This is a genomic window from Brasilonema sennae CENA114 (assembly GCF_006968745.1).
Classification (GTDB): Bacteria; Cyanobacteriota; Cyanobacteriia; order Cyanobacteriales; family Nostocaceae; genus Brasilonema; species Brasilonema sennae.
In genome coordinates this window covers 349,424-375,282 of record NZ_CP030118.1, presented here as the reverse complement: position 1 = coordinate 375,282, position 25,859 = coordinate 349,424, and the positions used below count along the sequence as shown (strand labels likewise).

General features: G+C 45.1%; 18 protein-coding genes and 1 pseudogene. 1 reads left to right on the top strand and 18 read right to left on the bottom strand.

Annotated elements, in window-relative coordinates:
- Positions 1–135 precede the first annotated feature (135 nt).
- The 12 genes and pseudogenes from DP114_RS01505 to DP114_RS01455 all read right to left on the bottom strand — a co-directional run bounded on the left by DP114_RS01505 (position 136) and on the right by DP114_RS01455 (position 9,119).
- Positions 136–1,176 carry an alpha/beta hydrolase gene (locus tag DP114_RS01505; protein WP_216669956.1) on the bottom strand — a complete coding sequence of 347 codons (1,041 nt, stop codon included), beginning with the start codon at positions 1,174–1,176 and terminating at the stop codon, positions 136–138.
- A gap of 90 nt (positions 1,177–1,266) precedes the next feature.
- Complete coding sequence (locus tag DP114_RS01500) at positions 1,267–2,154, bottom strand: alpha/beta fold hydrolase (RefSeq protein ID WP_171975262.1); 888 nt, start codon at positions 2,152–2,154, stop codon at positions 1,267–1,269.
- A gap of 52 nt (positions 2,155–2,206) precedes the next feature.
- Positions 2,207–2,857 carry an MOSC domain-containing protein gene (locus tag DP114_RS01495; RefSeq protein ID WP_171975261.1) on the bottom strand — a complete coding sequence of 217 codons (651 nt, stop codon included), beginning with the start codon at positions 2,855–2,857 and terminating at the stop codon, positions 2,207–2,209.
- Positions 2,858–2,931: 74 nt separating this feature from the next.
- Positions 2,932–3,321: a DUF302 domain-containing protein gene (locus DP114_RS01490; protein ID WP_169268677.1), complete on the bottom strand. Its 390-nt coding sequence runs from the start codon at positions 3,319–3,321 to the stop codon at positions 2,932–2,934.
- 48 nt (positions 3,322–3,369) lie between these two features.
- Entirely contained in the window at positions 3,370–3,519 is a 150-nt protein-coding gene (locus tag DP114_RS01485; protein ID WP_370460857.1) for an SDR family oxidoreductase, read from the bottom strand.
- A 15-nt stretch (positions 3,520–3,534) separates the two neighbouring features.
- On the bottom strand, positions 3,535–4,212 hold the full coding sequence (locus DP114_RS01480; RefSeq protein ID WP_171975260.1) for a class I SAM-dependent methyltransferase: 678 nt from the start codon (positions 4,210–4,212) through the stop codon (positions 3,535–3,537).
- A 42-nt stretch (positions 4,213–4,254) separates the two neighbouring features.
- A pseudogene (locus DP114_RS36525) lies at positions 4,255–4,404 on the bottom strand (ParM/StbA family protein); the annotation flags it as partial.
- Positions 4,405–4,572: 168 nt separating this feature from the next.
- Positions 4,573–5,322 (bottom strand): SDR family oxidoreductase, encoded by a 750-nt coding sequence (locus DP114_RS01475; RefSeq protein ID WP_171975259.1) that lies wholly within the window; start codon positions 5,320–5,322, stop codon positions 4,573–4,575.
- 178 nt (positions 5,323–5,500) lie between these two features.
- Positions 5,501–6,019: an SgcJ/EcaC family oxidoreductase gene (locus tag DP114_RS01470; RefSeq protein WP_171975258.1), complete on the bottom strand. Its 519-nt coding sequence runs from the start codon at positions 6,017–6,019 to the stop codon at positions 5,501–5,503.
- Between the two features lie 303 nt (positions 6,020–6,322).
- Complete coding sequence (locus DP114_RS01465) at positions 6,323–6,754, bottom strand: cupin domain-containing protein (RefSeq protein ID WP_171975257.1); 432 nt, start codon at positions 6,752–6,754, stop codon at positions 6,323–6,325.
- A gap of 81 nt (positions 6,755–6,835) precedes the next feature.
- Complete coding sequence (locus DP114_RS01460; RefSeq protein ID WP_171975256.1) at positions 6,836–8,413, bottom strand: GMC family oxidoreductase; 1,578 nt, start codon at positions 8,411–8,413, stop codon at positions 6,836–6,838.
- A gap of 115 nt (positions 8,414–8,528) precedes the next feature.
- Positions 8,529–9,119, bottom strand: coding sequence for a Dps family protein (locus tag DP114_RS01455; protein WP_171975255.1), 591 nt, complete (start codon positions 9,117–9,119; stop codon positions 8,529–8,531).
- Positions 9,120–9,734: 615 nt separating this feature from the next.
- On the opposite strand from DP114_RS01455, the gene DP114_RS01450 reads away from it, so the two are divergent.
- A complete protein-coding gene (locus tag DP114_RS01450) occupies positions 9,735–12,563 on the top strand; it encodes a two-partner secretion domain-containing protein (RefSeq protein ID WP_171975254.1) in 2,829 nt (942 codons plus the stop codon).
- A 270-nt stretch (positions 12,564–12,833) separates the two neighbouring features.
- Here DP114_RS01450 and DP114_RS01445 read toward each other — a convergent pair whose 3' ends face one another.
- The 6 genes from DP114_RS01445 to DP114_RS01420 form a co-directional block, all read right to left on the bottom strand.
- Positions 12,834–13,904, bottom strand: coding sequence for a catalase family peroxidase (locus DP114_RS01445; protein WP_169267688.1), 1,071 nt, complete (start codon positions 13,902–13,904; stop codon positions 12,834–12,836).
- A 93-nt stretch (positions 13,905–13,997) separates the two neighbouring features.
- Positions 13,998–14,555: a DsbA family protein gene (locus tag DP114_RS01440; protein ID WP_171975253.1), complete on the bottom strand. Its 558-nt coding sequence runs from the start codon at positions 14,553–14,555 to the stop codon at positions 13,998–14,000.
- Between the two features lie 537 nt (positions 14,556–15,092).
- Positions 15,093–21,101: an AAA family ATPase gene (locus DP114_RS01435; RefSeq protein ID WP_171975252.1), complete on the bottom strand. Its 6,009-nt coding sequence runs from the start codon at positions 21,099–21,101 to the stop codon at positions 15,093–15,095.
- Between the two features lie 401 nt (positions 21,102–21,502).
- Positions 21,503–23,194: a potassium channel family protein gene (locus DP114_RS01430; protein WP_169267685.1), complete on the bottom strand. Its 1,692-nt coding sequence runs from the start codon at positions 23,192–23,194 to the stop codon at positions 21,503–21,505.
- A 125-nt stretch (positions 23,195–23,319) separates the two neighbouring features.
- The gene (locus tag DP114_RS01425; RefSeq protein ID WP_171975251.1) at positions 23,320–23,934 is read right to left on the bottom strand and encodes a hypothetical protein; all 615 of its coding nucleotides are present in this window, start codon (positions 23,932–23,934) and stop codon (positions 23,320–23,322) included.
- Between the two features lie 336 nt (positions 23,935–24,270).
- The gene (locus DP114_RS01420) at positions 24,271–25,851 is read right to left on the bottom strand and encodes a hypothetical protein (RefSeq protein WP_169267683.1); all 1,581 of its coding nucleotides are present in this window, start codon (positions 25,849–25,851) and stop codon (positions 24,271–24,273) included.
- Positions 25,852–25,859: the final 8 nt, after the last annotated feature.

Here is a 25,859-nt window from a genome sequence, read left to right as displayed (position 1 = left end):
AGTCGAGATTGACTTGTTATGCCGCATGTTCAAGACTTACGCAAACCTCGGAGGTTTGTACTAAAAATGAGATATGATATTTCGGTATAAGGGGTTAAACCTCCGAAGTTTGGCATAACGGGAAACGATCGCATCCTATTGCAGATGTTTCTTTAATTCAGCTGCTGCTTGAACAAACAGAGAACGGGTTTCTGGCAACTCAGCTAAACCATTCAATAGCCCGAAGTCATGAATCATGCCGTTGTACTGCACAGTTGTAACCTCGACCCCAGCTTCATCGAGCTTGCGTCCATAAGCTGTGCCTTCGTCATGCAAGATATCGCTCTCTGCAACCACAATTAATGCTCTTGGCAAGCCTTTGAGTTGCTCAACCGTCGCCTGCAAGGGAGAAGCATAAATGTCTTTGCGCTTTTCTGGATCAGCGATGTACATATCATACATCCACTTCATCGTTGGTACAGTCAAGAACCGCTTGTCGCCGAATTGATGATAAGAATTCGTTTCAAAATCAGCATCTACAATAGGCCACATTAGGATTTGCAGCTTAATGTGTGGTCCTCCTTTTTCTTTCGCCTTCAAAGCAGTGACAGCTGTCATGTTGCCGCCGACACTATTGCCAACGACTGCCAGATTCTTGCCATCCACTCCAATCTCCTCACCATGCTCAGCAACCCATTTTGTCGCAGCATAGATCTCATTAATCGCTCGTGGATACTGAGCATCTGGCGTGCGCGTGTAATTGACAAAGACACCTGCAAATCCTGAAAGCACAACCAGATCGCGAACCATGCGCTTGTGTGTTGGGTAATCACCCAGCACCCAACCACCACCATGAATAAAGATGAAAACGGGCAATGTGCCTTTGACCCCTTCAGGTCGTACAATATTGAGGGTAATTGAATAACCCTCAGCAGTAATCGTCTTTTGGGACTCTTCAATGCCTGAAAGGTCTACTGGAACGGAAGTCTGTGCATCCACAAGGAATTGACGTGCTTCGATTGGAGTGAGTTTCTCCAGCGCCACACCCCCTGAATTCAGCACTTTCAAGAATTCCTTTACTCCTTTGGAAAGACGTGGATCATCTGCAATTTCCAGAATTTTTGCTGCTTGCGAGTTTGCTTGAGCAACCATGACATTCTCCTTTAATAAATTGTAAACAATCTGTTGAGATGGCACTATTAAGTTAATTGATTTAACACTGCTGTTTGATAAGTAGTAATTGTAGAATGACAATCATTTTTTATCGACATCGTTTCCCAGGCAAAACTATTTGTTACTAGTGGTTAGCTTGGTGCTCTCTACAACGTGAGTGCTCAGAAAGTGGTGAATATGATCTGCGATCACGTCCCCATCTTCTTCCAGAGCAAAGTGTCCCGTATCGAGTAGATGGAACTCAACGTTTTTCAAGTCACGCTGGTAGGGATAAGCACCGTCAGCAGGAAAGATGTAGTCGTTCTTGCCCCAAACAATCAGGGTAGGGGGTTGATACTGGCGGAAATACTCTTGCCATTGGGGATAGAGCGGTGGATTGGTGCCATAACTATAAAACAGCGCCAGTTGAATCTCTTCATTTCCGGGGCGATCAAGGAAATGTTGATCCACCGTCCAGGTATCGGGACTAATTGCTTCGAGATTACGAACACCGTTGGTATATTGCCACTTCGTTGCTTCTAGAGTGAAAAGGTATTTGAGCTTTTCAGCATTCTCAGGCGATCGCTCATGCCAGTATGCCTTAATTGGTTCCCAGAATTCGCGCAGACCTTCCTCGTAAGCATTGCCATTTTGAACAATCAGAGATTGCACGCGCTCTGGATATTTAGCTGCAATCCGATAGCCAATTGGTGCACCATAATCCATCACGTAAAGGCTGTACTTTTTGAGATTGATCGCAGCAATGAATTTCTCCACAATCTCAGCTAAATTATCAAACGTGTAATCAAATTCATTTACAGTTGGCATCGAACTGTTGCCGTAGCCGGGATAATCAGGTGCAACAAGATGGAATTTATCAGCAAGGGCAGGTATAAGATTGCGGAACATATGAGATGAGGTTGGGAAGCCGTGCAATAATAGAATCGTTGGATTATCACGGGAACCCGCTTCGCGGTAGAAGATGTCTAAACCATCGATTGAAACTGTGCGATATGTAGTCATGATTTTGCTCCTTGTTAATGTTAAATAACACTGAAATGCAAATGCGTCTCATCTATCTCACATCCTGCCGACGGAGCAGCTCCTGAAAGTAATCGCGCCAGCTTTCGGGTAACGCTTTGAGTTGAGTTACACGATGCAGTAACTCTGGATTGTTTGGCTCACGAACATAAAGCTGAGTGATATCAGCAACAGTAATATTGTTGGTATCCCGACTCACCAACTCTAAAGTGTCTCCGGCTCCAACTTCGCCCTCTTGCAAAACCCGAAAGTAAAATCCGGTGCGACGACTAGCGAGAAATCGTTTCACCATATCCGATCGCCCAAAGCAAATCGCTAGTTTGTAGCAGGGTAAGCGCGGTTGAGTCACCATTAGTTCCACACTGCCGATTTTGAAGCGATCGCCAATGTTCAGTTCTTCTTCTCTCAATCCTGTGACTGTGAAATTTTCACCAAAGATACCAAGTGTTAACTCTGTGTCAGGCAATTCGCTTCGCCAGTAGTCATAATGCTCAAAGGGATAGACATAAACTGCTTTGTCTAAACCACCATGAACGGTGAGATCCGCTTGGCGATCGCCGTCTAAATTGAGCGATCGCACTCTCACCCGTTCGCTGACTGGCTCTTTGAAAATTCCAGTGCTAACTGTTTTTCCTTTCCAAGTCACTTCCTGCGGAAGTCCTACGTTGACAGAGATGAGTTTCATCTTTAGCTCCAAAGTTTTGGATTGCATTCAATTACAGCAGCAAACATGGGATATCGAAAAAACGAATGAGTTGTTTATTGAAGTGCTTGATTGATTAAAGGTTTAATGACCGCGATGTTTTTGACCAACTCATCAATGAGAGAGAACCGCTGTTTTAAGTAATCAGGATCGTTGTAACTCAGCCACACTTTGCCGTCAGCCGCTTCCCATGCCAGTACTTTCAGGGGTAAATCCAGAGCGATCGTCGGTTCTGCTACCATGAGCGGTGTTCCGGCTTCAGGGTTGCCAAATAGCAATAACTGTGTTGGACACAGGCTCAGTCCAACTTTTTTGGCTTCAGCTCGTTGATCGATGCGGGCAAAAATGGTGATGCCTTTTGCCTGAAGAATAGCTTCTAAGCGATCAATGGTTTCGGTTACTGAATATGGGCTAGACTGACTGATGATGCCGTTATTTGCATTCATAGCACCGAACTCCTCAACGGTTTTGGTGATAGATATTTTTAGGGCACTTCAAATCTGTGCCATACCTCCATCGACAAACAACTCAATGCCGTTCACAAAGCTACTGTCGGCTGAAGCGAGAAAGACAACGGCTTTGGCAATCTCATCGGGTGTGCCGACTCTCAAGAGTGGGATGGCGCAGTTAATTATCTCCCCCAACTGAAACTAAGCCAATTATGATCTTTGATATTCGATCCGCACTTGCTTAACATCAAATTGCTCAGACTCTTGGTATAATACCTTTTCTACTTGTTGTAATCCTAAACTTTCAAACCGTTCCAGTTCTGAGTCTGATAATGCCCAAGGTGGGCCACTTGGTTCTGCTTCTGTATCCCGAACATGGGTAATCAGCAAAAGTGTGCCACCGGGAGCTACAAAAGAGGCAACTGAAGAAATAGCCCCAGAGCGCACATTTAGCGGCAAAGCTTGAATGTTACGGCACTCAAACACAAAGTCAAAGGCTTGATGCCATTGTGCGGGAACTGCGAATAAATCTGCAACTACATAGTTGACCAAAGAATCAGGAAATCGTTGCTGACACCAAGCGATCGCAGTTGGAGAAATATCAAAAGCAGTTACCTCAAATCCCAGATGAGCTAAAGCTTCGGCATCATCCCCTAAACCACAACCGATGATTAATGCCTTTTGACCGTTAACAAACTGTTGATGATTCGTCAACCATTCTAAAAGATAAGGATGTGGAGCTAACTTAGCCCAAGGAATTTGTGTTGTGTCGCCTTGAGCTTCGGCATACAAAACTTCAAACCAAGCTGATGGCTCTGCTTTTTCTAGTGCTTCGTTAGCTAACTGTTGGACATGAAGTTGTAAATTTTGAGGTTGTTGTTCAAACATAAAACTGACACTGCTGTTTAGTACTAAACTTAGTTTGATATGGATGAGAACTTCTACACCCGTGGGATAGGGGGTGTGAACTTCACGCTTGCCTTGGTAGTAACGAGAATACAGAGTTGTACCATTGCCAAAGTCTAGAACTGTTAACTTTGCCCGGAATTATTGCCCAAATAATGCACCCATGTCCTCTGGGTATTAAACCGAGATATGACCAAAAGCCTTCAGATCCTCGTACTCAGCTTCTGCCACGTGGTAGAGGTGGCAAATTGCTTGTTCATTGTTCGCGGCCATTTCAGTTCCTCCTTCGTTAATATCCAGTCTGGCAATGTAGCATAGTTCGTCGGGCAAAGTTGAGACGCTTCAAATCTGCGCCATGCCCCCATCGACGAAGAGTTCGATGCCATTGACAAAGCTGCTGTCATCGGATGCAAGGAAGACGACAGCTTTAGCAATCTCGTCTGGCCTGCCCACCCGCCCAAGGGGGATATTGTCAGCCTGACTTGCTACAAATCCCTGCACCTGCTCCTCGCTCAGTCCCATGAGATTGTAGCCAGGAGTAGGCACGACACCAGGGCTGATGGCATTGACACGAATCTTGCGCTCTTTGAGGTCGAGTATCCAGTTACGTGCAAACGATCGCACAGCGGCTTTGGTGGCGCTGTAAACGCTGAACGCTGGGGTGCCCTTGATAGAAGTAGTCGAAGCATTGAGGACAATCGAAGCCCCCTCTGGCAACAAAGGCAATGCCTTCTGCACGGTGAAAAGCAGACCTTTGACGTTTATGTTGAATGTTTTGTCAAAGTGTTCCTCAGTGATTGCTCCAAGTGGGGCAATTTGTCCACCGCCAGCATTAGCGAAGATAATATCGAGGTGTCCTTGCTCTTGCTTAATGGTGGCAAACAGACGATCGAGGTCTGCCAGATTAGAAACATCGCTCTGCACAGCCGTAACATTTTTACCGATGGCTTCTACAGCAGCATCCAGCTCGACTTGGCGACGACCCGTGATGTAAACATAGGCACCTTCGGCAACAAACTGTTTGGCAGTGGCAAGACCGATACCACTATTGCCACCTGTGATTAGAGCAACTTTTCTTTCTAGTTTTTTCATAGGTTAATCTGATGGGGATTCTGGATTTGTGTGAACCATTGAAGTGTTATCGGTTCTGTTGCATGACAGCTTTGAGAACAGCAGATTTAACCCTTCAGTCATTGTTGGATGAGTTAAAACACATCGCGCAAAACGGTATAGGGCATCTGAGCTTGCATTACTATCTGCACCGTCGAAATCATTTCACCTGATGCTTGAGACCTGAAACGAGGTCGGTCACTTGACGTTGAGCCTCTGCGCTCAGTGAGTCAAAGTCGTCTAAGAAGAATTGACGTTCTAGCGTTAACTTCCGGGTATTGAGTAACCCTTCGATCTGCCAACCTTCGTCGCGTTTTGTGACGACGTATAGCGGCAGCGAATCTCGTGACGGTGAACTTTCAGTTTCTCCGGGCAGTATTACCCTGATAAATACATGCATGAGCGCGAGTTGCGAGTTCACGAAGCGGACAAAATTCACCTCACCCTCCAGGCGTGTTCCTTTGACAACTGTGTCGAACGCTTGCTGATGAAATGCAGCGATTTCTTTTCGTCCCTTGAGATGCGTGCCCTCGAACGTGAGGAAATCGGCAGTTTCACTGAACGGGGCAGCGAAGCCTTCGCCGCTACCTCGATTCCAAGCATCAATCATCTGGCGATGGAAAGCACGGATTGCCGACTCGTCAGCAGTAGTGGTGGTTTGAGCTGCTTGTGAATTCATAGTTTTGAGTTTTCCTTTTAAGTGATAGACCAGTTTTCAAGCGGCATAGAAGGTGTCAAAAGAGGCAGGGGAGCAGGGAGCAGGGGGGAGAGGCTGAGACGGAGCTTGTACTCCGAAAGAGCCAAGCCTCTTAGAAGGACGGGGCTTGATACCCATGTTCCGCAACGCGAGATGCAGAGGGGAATAGCTCAGTCCCCTTGCCCTCTGCCTCTTCGGTGAGCCAGTTCCAACCATTCCTCGAAAATCACAACGAGGGCCGAACTTCCCTTCTAGACTAGGTTCTATAGAAGTTCATAACACCCTCTAAGGGAGATCTCCAGGTGCACCCAGAATTTCGTCGCCAATTTCGCTAGAGATGCGATTGAACAATGCTATGTCAGGTGCCTCATTCTCGTTTAGCGTCCCTGTTGCTTCAATTAGTTGAGCAAAGCCACTGGGTACAGAAACGGTTAACCCGCGAGATGGTTTATCGCTGAGTGCAGCAACAACATGGGGTGTGCCTATCGGAATGAAGACACTTTCACCTGCGCTTAGCACAACCTTATTCTTATTAACCCAGGCAGTCAACTCTCCTTCCAGCACATAAATTTGTTCGGAATAGCGTGTATGGCGATGGGGTGGAGTCTGCGTACCAGGAGGGAAATAGCCCTCAATCAGGTCATATTTACCGTCAGTCGTGGTGTGATCGGCGAGAATAGTGAGGTAGGTACCAAGAAGCCAGAATGATTGTGTCATGGAAGTACTCCTTCTAATGAATGAATTGTGTTACGAACGCTCAAGCTTGCGGCTCAGATAAAGCAGGCGTTCATGCCGTTTCTAGATAGATAATTGAGCCAAATTTTGAACATTAAGCTTGTTGGGAACACTTTGCGAGGTACGCTCCGCTTTAATTGAATCTGCTGCCTTCTCAGCAATCATGATAGTGGGTGCATTTGTATTGCCTGTAGTGATTGTTGGCATGATTGATGCATCAACAACACGAAGGCCTTGAATTCCGTGTACTCGTAGTTGAGGATCGACCACTGCCATTGAGTCAATGCCCATTTTGCAAGTGCCAACCGGATGCCATACAGTGCTGCAAGTGTCCCGAATGTAAGCTTCGAGTGCTGCATCACTCTGAACGTGGGAACCCGGAGCAATCTCCTCACCACGAAAATCATCGAAGGCATTGCTCTGAAACAATTGGCGGATTAATTTAACTCCCTCAACCAACTTTTGTACATCGGCTTGACTTTGTAGATAATTCATCCGAATGGTTGGTGGATCTTTGGGGTCAGGCGATCGCAAACTAACGCTGCCAATATTTTCGAGACGGGTAAGACAGACAGCACCCGTAAATCCAAAATCAGCAGGGGTATAACCAGGTGACAAGAATTGAATCGGGCCGAAGAAGAACTGCAAATCGGGTGCGGTCTCCACATTCCCCTTGCTATGCAAAAATAATCCGGCTTCGATTCCATTACTGGTGATGGCAGGGTGTATATCTTGAGTAGCTTCTTGAACGACACAAGTGAGAATGTGATCCTGAAGGTTTTGACCGACACCCGGCAAATCTGCAACGACAGAAATTCCCATCGCTTGCAGGTGTTCGGCAGTACCAATTCCAGAAAGCATTAGTAGTTTGGGCGAATCAAACGCACCTGCGCTTAAAATCACTTCCTGGTTGACTCTCACCTGGTGAAGCGTACCTTCATGCAGATATTCCACTCCAACACAGCGAGTGCCCTCAACCAGCAATTTTGTCACTAATGCCCCTGTCACTACTGTCAAATTGGGACGATGGAAAATGGGTAGAAGAAAAGCAGCGGCTGCACTGTGCCGTTTACCATCCTTAACCGTCAATTGATAAAGTCCTACCCCTTCTTGCTGTACACCATTAAAATCAGGATTGTAGTTGTATCCCTTTGACACACAGGCATCTACAAAGCGTTGGGAGACCACAGCAGGGGACATCAAATCGGTAACGCTCAATTCCCCATCAACCCCGTGAAATTCCGACGCGCCTCGCTGCTGGTGTTCCGATTTCTTGAAATAGGGCAATAAATCAAGGTACGACCAACCGGGATTTCCTAATTCCTGCCAGCGATCGTAGTCTTGAGGATTGCCCCGGATATACATCATGAAATTAATCGAACTGCTGCCGCCCAAGACTTTGCCACGGGAACAAAACATTTTGCGACCCTTCAGGTAGGGTTCCGGCTCAGAAACGTAACCCCAATCCACTTCAGAGCCGATGAGACTAAAGCATTGCGCCGGAATTTGAATTTCTGGTTTTGTAGCTGGGTTGCCCGCTTCGAGGAGTAACACAGTTGTGTCGCAGTCTTCGGTTAGACGATTGGCAACCACACAACCTGCCGACCCTGCACCGATTACAATGTAGTCATAATTAGTCATAAAGTTCTCTTCCTCTGTTATCTACATGGATAAATGGAGTCAAGAATGAACTGATTTAAAAAGCGATTGCTGAAAGACTGTTAGTTATTCATTTACAACACCTGATCTGCTGAATTTAACTACGTACCAATGGTGTATCCACTAAATGTTCTGCCAGAAACCAAACTTGCGTCTCATTGGTTCGCAAGACTTGGCTCACTAACAAATCGTTAGTGCCACTATCTTGATTCGCTGCTGTTTTATTGATCGCCACTCTCAATTCCCCAATGAGCAATTCGTGGGCTTCCAGTAACCGCGACAACATCACAGGTACTTCCTCAACGCCGTTGGGAGGACGCTTAATCTTAGTGACTTCTGCCACATGACGCGGGTCAGCGATCGCCACACCTCCCAGTGTTTGTACCCGTTCACCCAGGGCATCAATTAACTCAATTTGTTCACTGGCATGTTTATCGAGCAACAAATGCAGTTGGTAAAACGTGTGTCCACGCATCAACCAGTGATGTTTCTTATAGAGATGGTAGAGAATGATTGTATCTGCCAGAATTTGATTGACCAAAGTACAGCTTTCGCTACGGGCGCTGGGGTTGAGAACGATTGGCAGATCGCGGAGAGTACCGTACTGCTGAATTTCATATCCATGCTGATGCAGCAAGGGTTGACTGGGATCGACTTGAGTGATTTTGCCTGTATTTTGAGTGGGCATAATTAGATTTCCTTGATTGTGTATTCAATATTTGTCGAATTACTTCACAGCAGTGCTTGCTGCTTCAATTGAGATTGAGGCAGATCAAAACTATTCTGTCGGCGATATTCATCCATTGAAACAATAGAATTAAATTGAGTCCGTAGAGTTTGAGACATTGGTTTTACCTCAATTTTTTGATTGGCTTTAATGGGGTGTGGTTAATGCAAATGAAAATGGCTGTGAATTTCATTGAGAGTATTGCTGCGTTTACATGAGTTGAATATAGGCAATTGATGCTCACTTGTCGTCCACCCGGAGTTCACATTTCTTTCCAACAAGCGATTGATGAAGCAATCCATCTCAAAATGGCGACCTGGCTCCAACTAAAGTTGGTATCCAAGTTCAAACCAAAGTACAGCTTACAAATTGACGCAATCATGCTAACTTAGTTATATTGTGTGGTCTAATGCAGTCGATTCTTGTATTCTGGCTTAAGCGCTTTTCAAATGAATCAGTCACAGTTTTGTGGATTGGGGGGTGGGGGGTAGTTAATGCAAATGAAAATGGCTGTAAGCGATCGCACTAAGATCTGTCCTCTCCTGCTGATCGCAACAATGGCATGAGGGTAGCAAAATGAACCGATCGCACTTGAAAGCATGGATTTTGACAGGCAGTATTGTGAGTGGATTGCTCTACGTTCAGTCGATCGCGGCTCAGGTGATTCCTGATGCGACGCTGCCTGCAGGGGAGCTATCGCAAGTCACAGGTAACCCCAACGTGCAAATTGATGGCGGAGCCAGACGAGGCGGCAACCTGTTCCACAGCTTCAGTCAATTTTCGATTCCTACAGGTGGGTCTGCCTATTTTAACAATGTCGTTGACGTGCAGAACATTTTCAGCCGCGTCACAGGTGGGTCAGTCTCCAATATTGATGGGTTAATCCGAGCGAATGGGACGGCAAATCTGTTCTTGCTCAATCCCAATGGGATTTTATTTGGTCCGAATGCATCACTTAATCTTGGCGGTTCGTTTGTGGGGACGACTGCGAACGCGATCGGCTTTCCCAATGGTGAAGTGTTCAGCAGCGACGCGACGAAACCGCTACCCAGTCAATTGCTCACTATTAATCCTAATGCTTTTTTCTTTAATCAACTGGCAGCACAAGCCATTATTAATCAGTCAACCGCAAATAAAGAAACAGGGCTTCGGGTACCAGCAGCACAAAGTCTGTTGCTGGTCGGGGGTGATATCCGGTTAGAAGGTGGGCGAATCGTGAGTCCGGCTAGTCGAGTCGAGTTGGGTGCTGTTGCTGGCCTGGGAAGCGTCGGGCTAAGCCAAACGGCGGGCGAGTGGCGGTTGAGTTTTCCCAATGATCTGGTGCGGGCAGATGTGTCTCTCAACAACAGATCTCGGATAGACGTTCGTGCTGGAGGTGGCGGGAGTATTGCCGTCACGGCTCGGAACTTGACGATGAACCAGACAAGTTTTCTTCAGGTGGGAATCAACTCAGGCTTGGGCTTTGTTGGTGCTTCTGCTGGCAATCTGACTATCGATGCGACAGAGACAGTTACCCTCAAAGATGTCAGCCTGCTTGTAAATTACGTAGACTCCAAAGCAACTGGCAATGCAGGCAACATCAATATTCTGACTGGTTCACTTTACTTAATCAATGGTTCTCAACTGTTTGCGAGTACCTATGGCAATGGGAATGCGGGCAAGGTGAATATCAATGCTCGTGAGCGAGTTTCCTTTGCCGGGGAGGGTGACACTGGATTCAGTCTCGTCTCCAGTGGAGCATTTAGTTCAGCAGATAGGGGAGCAGTAGGCAATGGGAATGACATCAACATTGAGACCGGGTCGCTTTCGATGACGGGGGGCGCTGGACTGTATGCTATCACCATTGGAAAAGGGAATGCGGGTAGTATCAATATAGTTGCCCGTGAAGGAGTCTCTTTTGATGGAGTAGCTAGGTTGGGGGGTCCCACTGGAGCATTCAGTTCAATAGAGCAATCGGGGATCGGCAACGCGGGCAACATCAACATCAGAACTAGGTCGCTGTCGGTGACAGGGGGTGCTGGACTGTTGGCGCTGACTGAGGGCAACGGAAATGCGGGCGATATCATAGTCATTGCAGATGCTGCTAACTTTTCTGGAGTTAGTAACTCTGGATTGGCGAGTGGGATGTTGACGAGCAATACAGCCACAGCGAATGGTCAGGGAGGAAACATTAAAATCACCGCTGGAACCTTGAGCATTCAAGATGGGGCAGTTTTGACTGCGCGAACGTATAACCGGTTCGATAGTGGTAATATTACTCTTAACGTCAATACCCTTAACCTGACCGGTGGTGGAAAACTCCTTACCACTACCCATAGCAGTGGACGAGCAGGCAACACCATCATCAATGCCACCGACAAAATCAATATTTCTGGCTTTGACCCCACCTTCGCTGATCGAGTCGCTCGATTTGGTGAACTGACTAACACGATTAGTGCCAGCAGTGGGCTGTTTGCCAACACAGAACCCAACTCCACAGGACGCAGCGGTGATATCCATCTCAGTACCGAAACCCTCAACATTCAAAATCAGGGAAAAGTCACCGTCAGCAGTTTGGGTACTGGCAGTGCAGGCAATCTGTTGGTGGACGCCGATCGCATCTTCCTCAATAATCAAGGCAGCATCCGGGCAGACACCAACGGGGGTGGGGGCGATATCAACGTGCGATCGCCCTTCATCCTCCTCCGCAATGGCAGTAACATCACCACCAATGCCACTGGAGCGAATATTCCGGGCGGCAACATCACCACTGATACCCGCTTCCTGATTGCAGTGCCGAACGAAGATAGCAACATCAGCGCCAACTCTGAAAACTTTCGCGGTGGTAATGTCCGCATCAATGCCTTTTCCCTCTTCGGTATTCGTCCCAGTCCGATTTCCACCCCGTTGAGTGAAATTACTGCCACAGGTGCAACTTCTGCATTGAGTGGCACGATTGATGTGATCACCGCAGGCATTGATCCGACCTCTGGGTTAGTCGCGTTGCCCACTGAGCTTGCAGATCAGTCAGGGTTGATTGCTCAAGGGTGTCCTGCTGACCGGGGTAACTCCTTCGTCATCACAGGTCGCGGTGGCTTGCCGCCCACACCGGAACAGCAATTAGATGATGATGCGGAGTGGAGCGATCGGCGCAGGCTGGTTGTGGGTCAGCAGGTAGACAGCAGAGGAGGACACGGGCTTCGGCGTGAGCGCTCAACCGAAAGAAACACACAGACACGCAGACACGAAGAATCCTTCAACTCAAAATTCAAAACTCAAAATTCAAAACTTCCTGACACCCCGATCATCGAAGCCACCGGATGGCGAATCACTCCTGCTGGAGAAATCTTCCTGGTTGCCGACACCCCTGATCCAACAGTGCAGAATCGGTTGAATCAATTTGTTGCCTGTCAAGGCAGGCGATAAACTGCTCGAACGTGACGCCGCTAATACCGTTTCAGTTTAACCCTCTTGTGTCACTCTCCGAAAAGTTTTATCATTTCTGAATTCTAGAGTTCTTATACAGTAGGCGATAGCAGATTTTTTTCGGAATAGAAATATTTGAAAGCATGGAACTTGCCAAAATTAGATGAGTAAATGCTGTATTGCCTGGTATACCTTGTGTTCAGAAAGTATTAATAATAGAAAAAACCGGAAAGTGACAGAAGAGGGATAGCTGGGCTTGCACAGAATCCGTCACAGATCACGTATCCGCCTTGTGTGGGATACGGCGTAGGAAGGAGACCGGAACAGAAGAACAGGATCATCAGTTGGTGCGATCCCGTCTGCCATGATCAGCGGATCGTAGTTGATCTGATAGCTACCAGCCAGGTTGGACGGCGTTGCCGATGTCAGGGTGAGGGTGCCAGCCTTCAGCTCTCGACGGTTCTTGGGCCAGAGCAGCGTCGGATTAGTTTCAGGATCACCGGGTTCGCCTATCGTCACGATCATGTCCCAGTTCACTGCCCTCGTACGCATGCGCCCCATAAGTGCCTGCTCCAGAAAGTTGCGCGGCATCGATTTCAACTGTGCATTTGAGAGCTGCTTCTCGCCGTCTTGAGGAACAAAACGGAATTTGGCGATGGTCGTCTTGCCTGCAGCATTGATAAACTTGAAGGCGTGGATGCTGTAAAATGCACAATTGGCGTAGCTCGGAGGTGGGTTGTTCTCCTGCAAAAATTTTGTTTGCAACATGTTGTCCGGGTGCGAAGACTCGAACTGCTTGAACTTTGCTGGATCTGGTTTTCCGGTAGTAGGATTGATCGCCAGTGCGATGAACTTGTCCAGAAACGTTTGCGGTACGGCAGCAAAGAACATCGGTGTACTGAGCATCGTCATGTGATGCAGGCTGCCATCGGGTAGCCGGAATTCCAGCGCCATACCGCGCGGGCTTTTCTCAGCGTCAGATGCCATTGGATCACCACCAGCAATGGAGAACCGTGCGACGATGTTGAGCTTTTCTCCAGAGAACAGCGCAGAACGCGAGATTTCTTTGACTTCTGGATTACCGATGAACGTACCCAGAGCACCCAGACCTTTCGTGTGATTTCGTCGCTGACCACGGTGTAAGCCATAGGCATCCTCAAGCGCATCCGCAACTTCTTCTGCGGTAGCCTCAGTCTGCCCTTCCGAGGGTTCCAATTGGCGAACAGACATGCCGACGGCAGCAGCGGCTGTCGCGGTTGTCGCCGTGACGAAACCCATAGCGGTAAGCCGACTGACTGATATAAGAAATTCTCTCCTGCTGCGAACCTTTTGATCTACCATTTGCTTCTCCGTAGATAATCATCTAATGGCGAATGAGCAAATCGCCGCCGAACCTGCGCCCAGGAATAGAAGTTAGGATAAGCACCAAAAACCTCAATCATTTGCAGCAACAATAGCTGCCATTATCTGCTCAACAGTCCAGCGATCAAGATAGCGAATTCCATTAATAAACAAAGCGGGTGCAGCCTCTACTCCACTTATCTGTCCACCTTCAATGTCCGCATTGATACGATCGACATACGCTCCCTTGGATAAATCCTGCAAAAATTGACAAATATCAAGTCCTAAACGATTGGCATACTCCACTAAATAGCCATTTCCCAACTCCTGTTGATGGATAAACAGCATCTCATGCATTTGCCAAAACTGTCTTTGAGCCGCTGCAGCTTCCGCAGCTTCCGCTGCCCGTTGAGCATGTGGATGAATCTGTACCTCAGGAAAATGACGGAAAATGAAGCACAAATCATTTTCCCCGAAAGAAACATTAAGCTGTTGCACAATAACTTTAATCAGCTTGTAAACGTCCGCACTCTTTTGACATTGATAGTCGCCATACATCACCAACACTACAATCGCATTCAGAACACCCTTTATGTGATCTTGTGTTGACGGTGGGAGGAATAACAGACTGCGGTCACGGTCAAAACTCACTCATGCCTCCGAAGGATGAAAATGCTCATCGCCAGCGATCTCTTCTGAAATCCTTGTACTACCTGAGCTAAAATATAATTTATGAAAAGGTCTAAGTCATTAGACATCTCCGAAAACTAATTTCAAACCCTTGTGCTGTCTGGGTTAATGTTTAATATCTGGAGAGGTCTATTTAGAAGAAAATTAGATGGTGCGTTAACGAAATGTAACCCACCTACAAAAGCGGCGATCACACTATTACCTAGGTAAGGTAAACATTGCTGTAAGATGCAATTCTTACAGATCTTTCGCCTCTAATACCACTATTACCTCCCAATACTGCTTTGTTATTAAAATCATTTTATGAACTCTTTATGGGATGTATGTCAAACAAACTTAGTTCATAGGAATGAGTTACTGTTGGTGTTTGTATAAATCTAAATATATGCAATTGACTCTAGTTTGTAGTCCACTCAGAGTTGAAACTTTTAGCCAATAAAGTGATTGATAAATCAGTCCATATAAAAATGGAAGATTGCATCCAACTAAAGTTGGAATTCAAATTTCAACTTTAGTATAATTGATAGTGACAATAATTTCTGTTCCTTGACCTGGTTGGCTTTGAATCGTTAGTTGTGCGCCAATGCGCTCTGCCCGTTCGCTCATTCCTAATAAGCCAAAACCACTGCTCCATAGAGCGCTACCTACTCCAAAGCCCCGCCCATCATCTTTAACTCGTAAGATGCAGTGTGTATCGTTGTATAATAACTCAACCCGAATTTCGCCAGCACAGGCGTATTTGATCGCATTAGTTAATGCTTCCTGCCCAATTCGGAGTAAGTTGTTCTCCACATCGGCTGGTAAGGCATAGGCTGTACCCTGAGTCTCGTAAATCACAACAGTATCGATTGTAGATCTCATTTGAGTCACGAGGCGATGCAGGGCGTTCTCTAAATTGCCCTCTTCTAATAGCTGCGGACGGAGTGCTGCTACGGATCGCCGTGCCTCTGCCAGCCCTGTTCGTGCTAGTTCGTCAATCATTTCCAAATGTGCCTGGGTTGCTTCCGGGTCATCCGCCAGCACTTGTGTTGCTGCTTGAACCTGAAGCAGAATACCTGTGAAAGATTGAGCGAGTGTATCATGAATTTCTCGCGCCATCCGGTTACGTTCTTCCAAAATGGAGGTTTGCTCAGCGCGTTTGCGATCACTGATATCGAGAAGCACACCCAACATTCGTACAGGTTGCCCAGCTTCGTTATAAATGCCTCGACCTCGACCTACCAACCAATGAATACTGCCATCTGGATGAATGACTCGATATTCAGCTTCAAAATCAGTATGAGTTTCTAGAGATGCTGTAATAGCTTGCTCAATCCGATCAATTTCTTCTGGATGAACGCGATCACGCCATGCTTGATAGCTGCTCTCAACTTCACCTGGGACTAACCCCAGCAGTCGGATATGGTTATCGTCCCAATCTATTGTATTCTCTACCATGTTCCAGTCCCAAGCGCCAATATAACTAACGTTCATAGCCAGTCTGCGTTGCTCTTCACTCTGTCGCAGAGCGTTTTCAACTCGTTGTCGCTCTTGAATCTCCTCACAGAGCAGCAGCGTCCGTTCAATGACTTGTTGCTCTAACGTTCGGTTATAATCGGCTAGCAGTTTCTCTGCTTGTTTACGTTCAGTGATGTCTTGAAAGGCTGCGATCGCATAAACTACATTGCCCTGTTCGTCGAAGACGGGAGTGCCCCAGACCTCGGTTGAAATAGTTGCGTTGTTTTGGTGAATATCTATATCGTCAACCGTAGTGCGTTCGCCACTCAATGCTCGGATGATGGGCAACTTCTCTGTCGGATAGATTTGATCCGTTCCCGTCACATAACATTGATAAATCTCTGGAATTTGCTCCGGTGTCGCGGCAGGATCAACGCCTTTACCCATCAACTCAATTCCTCGCTGATTGACATAGTAAGGGCGACCCGTCGCATCAATAATACCAATTCCTACTGGAATCGCTTCTAGAAATTGAGTCAGATGACTTTCGCTAGCCCGGAGCTTTGAGTAGAGTTTGGCATTTTCGATCGCAATTGCTGCCTGGGTTGATAATAGATGCAACACTTGCGTTCGCGTAGCGTCTCCTTCGGAGAATCGCTCCGGTGTAAAAGCTCCAGCCGCTAATCGATTCTCCAAGTACAACACGCCAACCAGCTTATTTTGATTCAGCAGCGGTAAACAAAGCAGTGATTGAGTTTGGTTATGTTGAATGTAAGGATCATTGATGAAATTCCCCTCACGAGTTGCATCATTCAGAATTAGAGATTCATGAGTCCGGATCACATACTGGATAATGGATTCGGGTACGCGAGTTGCCATTGGAACCGATTGCAGTACTTTCGTTGCACAGATCTGTTCACCCTCCTTGAGTTCACAAGCCGCTTTGATCGTCCATTCTCCTGAGTTTTCCAAAAGCAGGTATCCAGTTTGTGCTCCAGCATTCTCGATTAAGATCTGCATGAGAGAACTGAGCAACCGCTCGAGTTCAATTTCACTCGAAATTGCTTGAGCTGCTTTCATCACTGTCGCTAAATCGAGAGCAGTATGTGAGGTATTTGAGGTGGTTCCAGCAGTGGTGCGAATTGACGTATCAGCGACACCCGACGATTGAGGAAAAAACTGTGGATAACGAGTTTCTAAATCTTTGACTTTTGCCCTTGCTCCCCACCGTCCATAACAGTAGTGAGCTTCCTTCATATAGGTTTGGGCAATTTTCGCCCTACCTCGCGCTAGATAATGTTTGGCAGCTAACTCATAGGCTAAAGCTTCTTCTTGCAGATACTCGTTGTCTCTAGCACCTTGCATCGCTTGTTCATACAATTCTTCTGCCTCAAAAAGTTGACCTAATATCCGTGCTTTTTCTGCTTCAATTAATTCGTATTTATGTTGAAAATTTACTGGAGCAGAATGTGCCCATTTCTGCATTTTCTCCTGATTGTTATTTATTTTGAGCAGCAGATGCTCTTGTTCTGAGGAAGGAACAGATTGGTATAATTGTATCTGCGCTAGAGAGTCATAGAAATAGAATACAGATACTGAAAAAGTTCCTGCTACTCCGTCTAGATAAAGTCCAGCTTGAGAAGCACACTCCACTGCTTGGGGAAAATCTTCAAATAAATAATTTAGAATAAGCTTGTCTAGATACAGATAGTAAAGGTGAGTTCTATCGTTTGCTTCAAGGTGAATTGGCAAAAACTGATCTTCATTATAGTGAGCACCAAGTAATCGACCTGAATTTTCAACTTGTTCTAGTAAGTTAAAGATAACTTGCTGCAATCTGCGAAAGTAAATTAATATGTTTTCCTGTTTGAACTGAGCTAAAACATTACTGTAAATCCCGATCGCTGATGTAATCTTTGTTAATTCTAAACCAGCAAAATATGCGTACAAACAGTAAAAGCCAGCAGCATACATACTAAATTCTAAATCTCCAATTTCCAGCCCAGTCTCATATGTCTCCTGAAGTAAGGGTAAAGTCTGTCTAACATGGGCTATACAGTGCATAAGATGCGCTGCAACCATCTCTGTAACCCTAGGTTTAAGTTTTTTACTATCTAATCGCTCAGTCAAGCTGAGTGCCAATTCACCGAATTGGTAAGCTCCTTCAAAATCCCTCATAATTCCATTGAGAATCACCCCACCGTAAGTAGCATAGGCAAAAGTTGAAGAAGAAGTATTTCCATATTGAACAGATAGATTTGTTTTTTCTAATACAATCAGTGGTAATAATAGAGGAGCAGCTTGAAAGGCAGCTCCAACAAGGCTAGACAAGATTTGCATCGCAGCCAGTTTCTCTGGCTCTTTCATTAATGGTAGCTCCAGCAAATTTCTTATCTCTATGGCATTAAAGTAATCTTCCGTCTCTTTTAACTGCCTTTGAACATCAGCTTCTACTGGTATTTCTGGTAGAGCGATACCCAGTCGCTCTAAAACCTCTAAACCAATCTTAATTGCCTCAGTTTGCCTACTTTGCACCATGCAATTTTGAATTTTAGTTTCATAGACTTTTATTTTATCTAGAACACTATTTGCATACTCTAGAACCACGATCCCCGATCGCTCCATTTGTTGAAAGTCGCTACATAGGTATGCTGTTTCTGTTGCTTCTTCGTGCAATGCCAATGTCAGAGCGTATTGAAACTGCCAGCTATCGGTGGCTAGCAATTCTATTCCTGTCGTTAAATAGTGTAGTGCTGCACTATGAGCTAATGATTTTTTGGCTTTCTGACCTGCAATTAAATTCAAACTAGCTATTTTGTCGCACTCCTGTTGATTCGTGACTAAATCACGACCGAGATTAAGGTGATCAACTATCTCAAATAAATTGGCTGATTTAGTTTCAGACTCATTACTTTTCAGTAAACAGTAACCAATCTGCAAGTGAACAGTTTGTAGTTGTGCTTCATCAATCAAAGCATAGGCAGCTTGCTGGACGCGATCATGTGAAAACTTGTAATTCTGAATTAACAGATTTTCATCCAACTCTGAAGTAGCTAGAATCAACTCCAACTGAATCACTGTGGTCAGTTCTGCAAAAATTTCAACTGCCGGTCGTTTGCAGATAACTGAGAGTGTCGCTAAATCGAACTCAGCACCGACACAAGCCGCTAGACGTAAGATTTGTTGAGTTTCCTTTGGAAGTTGCTTCAACTTTCCAATAATTAACTCCACTACATTATCAGTAATATTTTTGGCTTTGATCTGAGCAATATCCCATTCCCAGTGTTGTTGATTAATATTGAAAACGAGCAGATCTTCGGTGTACAACGTTTTGAGAAACTCATTCGTAAAATAGGGGTTGCCGTTCGTTTTACGCCATATTGATTCTGCTAAAGGTGCGATCGATTCAGTAGGCGTGTGCAAGGTTTCAGCAATCAATTGAGCTACTGCTCCCTGTTCTAACGGAGCTAATGTAATCTGATTAATCGCGACGTTTTCCTGCTTGAGTTTTTCTATCATTACTGAGAGCGGATGTATCTGGGTTACTTCGTTATCCCGATAAGCTCCAATGAACAGCAAAAATTGCATCTTCTGATCGCTTAGAATTAACTCAATCAGCCTAAGCGTGGCGAAGTCTACCCATTGCAAATCATCTAGAAAAATGACCAAGGGATGCTCATAGGAACAACAAGCTCGAATGAACTTTTGAAAGACAAGGTTAAACCGATTTTGTGCCTCAGTCGATCCAACTTCTGGCACGGGTGGTTGCTTGCCGACTATCAATTCAACTTCCGGAATTACATCAATGATCAGTTGCCCGTTGCTTCCTAAGGCGTTTAGAAGTTGCGATCGCCTTTTTTGCAGTTGCTCCTCAGGTTCACTTAACAATTGTTGAACCAGTTTTCGTAGAGCATCTACAATTGCGCTGTAGGGAATATTGCGCTGAAATTGGTCAAACTTACCAGAGACAAAGTAACCGCGCTTTGCTGTAATCGGTTTGTAGAGTTCCTGTACTAACGCTGATTTGCCAATGCCAGAATAGCCAGAGACGAGCAGCATCTCAGAGGACGCGGCGATATTCCCCCTGTTTGCGTCACTTACCCCTGCTACCCTCTCGAACGCTGCCAATAATGCTGTGATCTCCTCCTCCCGCCCGTATAGTTTTTGTGGAATCTGAAATTGATCCCAAACGTCTTGCAGACCCAATTGAATGAAATTAATTTGACCCTTTGTTTCTAACTGACGAGCACAGTTTTCTAAATCCGCTTTGATGCCCCAAGCACTTTGATAGCGGTCTTCTGCATTCTTCGCCATCAGTTTCAAAATAATATCTGAAACAGGCTTGGGAATCTTAGCGTTCAACTTATATGGCGGTGTAGGGGATTTGGCAAGATGACAATGGACGAGTTCAAGGGTGTCTGTTGTGGGAAACGGCAACTGTCCGGTGAGCAGTTCGTAAAACGTCACACCGAGCGAGTAAAAATCGCTGCGGTAATCGATTGAACGGTTCATCCGCCCAGTTTGCTCTGGAGAAAGATACGGGAGGGTTCCTTCTAAGACGTGCGGGCTTTTGAACGTGGGATTGGTGCGGTTGAATTGAGTCGCAATCCCAAAGTCAATGATTTTGACAACACCAGTATTTGGATTGAGAACGATGTTGCCAGAGTTGATATCCTTGTGAATCACATTAGCCGTATGGATTCTGCCTAAAATTCTGGTAACGTGGATCGCAAGCGGGAGAAAAGTGGATATGGGCATGGGGCAGAAGGTCTCTGGGCGCAGCCGCATCCAGTACTCCAAGGACTCCCCGCCAAAGTCCTCCAAGAGAATAACGAGTGTGCGTTGATATTCCTGTTGGCTGTAAGTTTTAATCACTCCTTCCAGATTCAGGGAGCATGTAATTTGATATTCCTGTTTGTAGCGAGTTATTTCTTGAGGAGAGGGATAATCTTGCTTGAGCAGTTTGATGATGATCGCCTGACCATCTTGCACTCGGATGCCTCGATACACTAAAGAGACTGAACTCTCATAGATTTTGCATTGAATGGCAACTCCAGGCAGGGTAATCATCCAACTCTCTCCTGAGGTAGGATATAAGCATACTGCAAATTATATAGTATTCAGGACTTAGGCAACTGTCACAAACAATGGCGCTTGCACTCTTGCGCCCGGGTCAAACAACTACTAGACAAACATAGGAACGTCGGGACGTTTTAGTTGCTGAACGCGGAGGATTTGACGATATAGCGGTTCTCATCACATACACCACCACGAATGATGTAGAGCAGGGTTTATGCACTTTCACTACAGCTGTGTATTGCACTCAACACCAGAAGCGCTATAACCTATAACGTAAGCCAGACAACCAATATTTGCGATTAAGCGACGCCTAAAACTAAATACACAAGAGTACTCCTTCTTAAACTACTTCGTTTGCAATTTCAGGCGTTTATATTTCCACTTGGCTAGAGCTAACTCGCGATCACTTGCGGCGGTGCACTACGCCACAACTGATACAATCGTGTGCCGTGTGTTGTTATATATAAAATATCTCCACCACTCAGGTTTGTTTCCAGTAAATCCCAGCCGTGAAGAGTTTGAGAATTAGTCTCTAAGTATAAAGGAACAAACTCAGCAGACATGGCTACATCTTTCACCTGCTGACCACAAAAAGGGTGTACGGGTGTAATCAAAGTTGCAAAAGCAACCCAAAGACTATCTGCTGTAATGCCATTGCCGAGTATTTTTCCACCCAATGCAGCAGCTGCAAATGCTGGGGCTGCAAGTTCAGCAGGACTCAAGACTGCCTCGAAGTCAAACACCTCTTGTGCCATATGGGCAAAATCGGGTTCTGCGTAATGGACTATCACTGGCACTTGGGGTGTCATACCTTTTGCCTTAAGGGCAACTTCTAGGTTCGTCGCATCGTTACCTGTGACAGCAAGGACTGCAGCGGCAGAATCTAAATTAGCGACTTTGAGTGTGGCTGAAAAGCTAGCATCAGCATAAATGACGGGAATACCTGCTCCACGGGCAGTGTTGACATATTTGTTGTTTGAGTCGCGTTCAATGACGACGACCTCATGTCCGCTTTTTGAGAGTTGCTCAACAACTTTTATACCGATTCCACTCAGGCCACAGACAATGTAGTGATTACGGCGAGGAACTCGTGCTGCATCCCAAAATTGTTTAAAGCGACTACCCAAAACAAAATCATTGAGCAGTGCGTATAATAGACCGATGACAGCAGCCCCAATCAGCATCATAAGAACGGTAAATAGTTTAATGCTGTCAGGAGCATTTTCTACGACTTTGTCATTACCACCTGCTCCCGTAATCATGCCTACTGCAAAATAGAGGGCATCAATAATAGAAATATTCGTATTGGTAGAAGTGTAGGTGAGGGTGGCAATTACAATAATGATCAGCAAGACAATAGTCATCACGACCACTGATTGCGCGTGTTTCTTAAACTGCCGTAAACTGGTCAGGACTTTTAGAAGTTTTGTAAACCGTGATTTGTGGGTGGAACGGATACACGGTTGAGTACCAAGGATCAGGCGATCGCCCACCTTTAACTCTTGTCCAGACAACACTGCACTAACTAAATCCATCTCACCCTTGAATGGCATATAGTAAATCATTATCCGCGAGCGATCATTCCACAAATCACTCAGCTTGCGACCAACCCACGGATGATTTTTATCTATATATTCTTCGTAAATAGGCCAAGTTTGTTTGAAAAGTTTGATTTGCCCAATTACTTGGTTTCCTAAAGCCGCAAACGTGAAGACGGGTGCTGCCAAACCTGCAACACTCAGACTTAAGTGGTTAGGGACAGCTTTATCCAGGCGATCGCCCAAATTGGTATTAAAAAACCGGTTGATAATCCGAATTTGCGGATTCAACATCCGCGCTTGCATCATAACTGACAGATTCACTTCATCATCCGGTCCAGCAATCACCAAAGTGTGTGCCTGCTGAATTCCTGCTGCTGTAAGGGTACTAGCTGCTTGCAAGTCGCCGACAATCAGATCTCCTGATGATTCGCCTGCAATAGGTTGATGATGAACGCCAACGACTAACGCCCCCTGTTGTCGCAGCAAACGAAAGATTTTATATCCGGTGCGACTTAAGCCACAAACAATGATTCGAGGTTTCATGTAAAGGCAGCATGACTTACAGGATAAAGCTGCATTCTTATAGATTTCTTCTCATTTTTACTGATTTATCTCTAATAGAACTGTAGCTGAAAACACGATAATTGCAAATCCTAGAACACTTTTCTTCAATCTGTTAATCTTTTGACCATTTGTGCATAAAGCAAGACTTGTTTTGGAGACCAAAAAAGCAATCTACCGAAATTTAAGGCAGCTGTGGTAAAGCTTAAAGCTTCAAAATCCTGAATTTTGTATTCAACTTGATTCTCAAAATCTGTTAAGCTTATATTCTCTGTGTTTTTCCCCGTACCAGTATAAGCTTTCCACCCTTCATTTATAGCTTCGGCAACGACTGATGAGCAGTTTCTTTTTATCAAATGGTAGGATTTATTTTCCTTTGTAAATTTTTCCCAGAATGTTTTAATCGGCTCCTGAGGAAGATTTAATAATTCAACTGTGCAGTCTGCTTGTCTTTGTTCGTCACCTTGACCTAAAATCAAACAATCTTCCTCATAACTAGTACTTCTAATATCAGCCAAATGCTGGAATAAGAGTTGATTAATGTTTTGGTTTTTATGATTAATAATACTTTGAGTATTCTGCATTGATGACCTATTTATAATTTCTTTGTTAGGCCAAAAGCTTATATAAGTATCTATGCCTACCTGCATTGAAGCGTGACCTAAGAACTCCTTGGGAAACCAAATGTAGACAGTGATAATATCTCTCATGGAAACACTCATGCTCAATTGCTCGTCCAACGCCACTTATTTTCGAGTATTACTACTCATTTTAAGCTGTGCTGCACCTATAGCCAAATAAGGGGCTTGTCTAAGCAATTCAAATCTAACACCAGCGATCGCCTCCTGAGCCAACGTTTATAACTTGCCATCTCTTATATCTTGCTCTAGCTGTTTATCCCAACGCTGATAATCCAAGTCAAAGAACCACCGCCTAAATCGCTGAGACTAATCTGACGGAAGTGTTAGGATAGCTGCTTGAATTTGCTCAAGGGATCACATACCAGTTTCTACCTGCCCTACAAATAAAGATTTTCTCAGTTTAGGAAAAACTGTTCATTATGTATTTCTTACTTCCGTGAGATTCAAAATAATGTTTTTCTCCAAAAACTCATAAATTATTTCATTCTGATTGATTTCGCCAGGAAATGAACTCAAATCGTACTTACCAGTACCAGCTACAACATCGAAGAGTACGTAATCCATAAGGATTGATCGAAACAACCAGTTACCAAAATCCACCGAACATGAGAACCCAAGTTTATCATTTTTAGTCCATCCTAAGGGACAACGAGAAAATGGAACAGCGTCAAAATTCAGTACATCGTTGACATATTGTTTTAACAGATCACCCGATAGACAATCACCGAAGCTAACCATAAGTGGTAAAGCATTCAGACGATAACGCATCAAGCAGGACTGTACCCAAAAGATATAGTCGTGATGTGAGAACTTAAGTGAATCTGAATACACAGTATTCTCATCTGCAAAGCATGGAGTTTCTTCATAACTTATACGATCTGGATAGTTGGTATTTATTGTGTGTGGAAGTTGACATACGTCGCAGAGTTTATCTATGTAAGTGGCAATTGTTCTGTGGTCACGACAATCACTCAAAAGCCCGACTTTTTTTACGCAAAGTGCCAATCGTGCAAATCTAATAGGTGGATAAATGTCCTGCCAACGCCAGGATGGAGCATCATCAGGGGGATGCATAACATATGGTGGTAACGGAGGATTAAGCGCAATAAAGCAAAGCACATTAACGGTTGGCAAAACATCTAGCAGACGATCTAGCCCAGCGTTTAAGACTACCAGAAGGCTGCGAATGGGGATTCCATAATCACCATCAAGAATTGTTTTAATTCTGTTTGTGAGTACTGTTTCTACACCAGCTTTCCCTAGCACTGGCATCCAAAGTGATTCAGGTAGTAGCTGAAGTTCGGAAATGGTTGCAGCACACTCCATGAGAATCTTGCTGGTCAAATACATTCCAGATATAGAAACAAACATCATTTCGGTGTCATCTACCGAAAACCATTGTCTTGCTGTTAATGGGGTGGTTAATATTGCATTCTTCGTCTGCGGAAGGAAGTCATGTTCTGCACAAAGTGCCAACATAACATCTCCAACAACTTCACCAATAACTGTTCCTGGCGGTTTGCCAAGTTGTTTACTGATTCGAGAATCTTCAAATACCGCATGAACCCACTGATGATCGAACCATATCTGTCTAAACAGGTTCATCTGATCATGTTCATCACCTTGAGCAAAGATTGGATGTCGCGTTTGGGGATCGATTTCTAAAATTGGTGTTGTAAATTCGACACGTTGACGCAAAAAATCTCGTACTCTACTGGAAGGCATTTCCCGAAGCCATCGGAGGGTTGTGTTTTGCTGTGACAATCGCAATGCTTCGAGAAAACAGCCGAATGATGTTCCGTGATGCTGAAACCAATGAACTCGTTCGTGAATAACTGTAGCGTTGTATTCAAACCCTCGAAGAACAAACTCCTTCTTCTCCTGTCCTTCAAGATTTGGAGCTAGTATTTTTGTTAACAGCGTTCGGGGATCATAAAACGATTCAGTAAAACCAGAGTGATATATGGTGTGATTAAAAATTGGTAAATCTGGAACCATAATAAACA

Excerpts from the sequence above, each read along its gene's own strand:
- DP114_RS01500 (WP_171975262.1), bottom strand. The coding sequence starts at position 2,154 with ATGACTACATATCGCACAGTTTCAATCGATGGTTTAGACATCTTCTAC.
- DP114_RS01495 (WP_171975261.1), bottom strand. The coding sequence starts at position 2,857 with ATGAAACTCATCTCTGTCAACGTAGGACTTCCGCAGGAAGTGACTTGG.
- DP114_RS01490 (WP_169268677.1), bottom strand. The coding sequence starts at position 3,321 with ATGAATGCAAATAACGGCATCATCAGTCAGTCTAGCCCATATTCAGTA.
- DP114_RS01480 (WP_171975260.1), bottom strand. The coding sequence starts at position 4,212 with ATGTTTGAACAACAACCTCAAAATTTACAACTTCATGTCCAACAGTTA.
- DP114_RS01475 (WP_171975259.1), bottom strand. The coding sequence starts at position 5,322 with ATGAAAAAACTAGAAAGAAAAGTTGCTCTAATCACAGGTGGCAATAGT.
- DP114_RS01470 (WP_171975258.1), bottom strand. The coding sequence starts at position 6,019 with ATGAATTCACAAGCAGCTCAAACCACCACTACTGCTGACGAGTCGGCA.
- DP114_RS01465 (WP_171975257.1), bottom strand. The coding sequence starts at position 6,754 with ATGACACAATCATTCTGGCTTCTTGGTACCTACCTCACTATTCTCGCC.
- DP114_RS01460 (WP_171975256.1), bottom strand. The coding sequence starts at position 8,413 with ATGACTAATTATGACTACATTGTAATCGGTGCAGGGTCGGCAGGTTGT.
- DP114_RS01455 (WP_171975255.1), bottom strand. The coding sequence starts at position 9,119 with ATGCCCACTCAAAATACAGGCAAAATCACTCAAGTCGATCCCAGTCAA.
- DP114_RS01450 (WP_171975254.1), top strand. The coding sequence starts at position 9,735 with ATGAACCGATCGCACTTGAAAGCATGGATTTTGACAGGCAGTATTGTG.
- DP114_RS01445 (WP_169267688.1), bottom strand. The coding sequence starts at position 13,904 with ATGGTAGATCAAAAGGTTCGCAGCAGGAGAGAATTTCTTATATCAGTC.
- DP114_RS01435 (WP_171975252.1), bottom strand. The coding sequence starts at position 21,101 with ATGATTACCCTGCCTGGAGTTGCCATTCAATGCAAAATCTATGAGAGT.
- DP114_RS01430 (WP_169267685.1), bottom strand. The coding sequence starts at position 23,194 with ATGAAACCTCGAATCATTGTTTGTGGCTTAAGTCGCACCGGATATAAA.
- DP114_RS01425 (WP_171975251.1), bottom strand. The coding sequence starts at position 23,934 with ATGAGTGTTTCCATGAGAGATATTATCACTGTCTACATTTGGTTTCCC.
- DP114_RS01420 (WP_169267683.1), bottom strand. The coding sequence starts at position 25,851 with ATGGTTCCAGATTTACCAATTTTTAATCACACCATATATCACTCTGGT.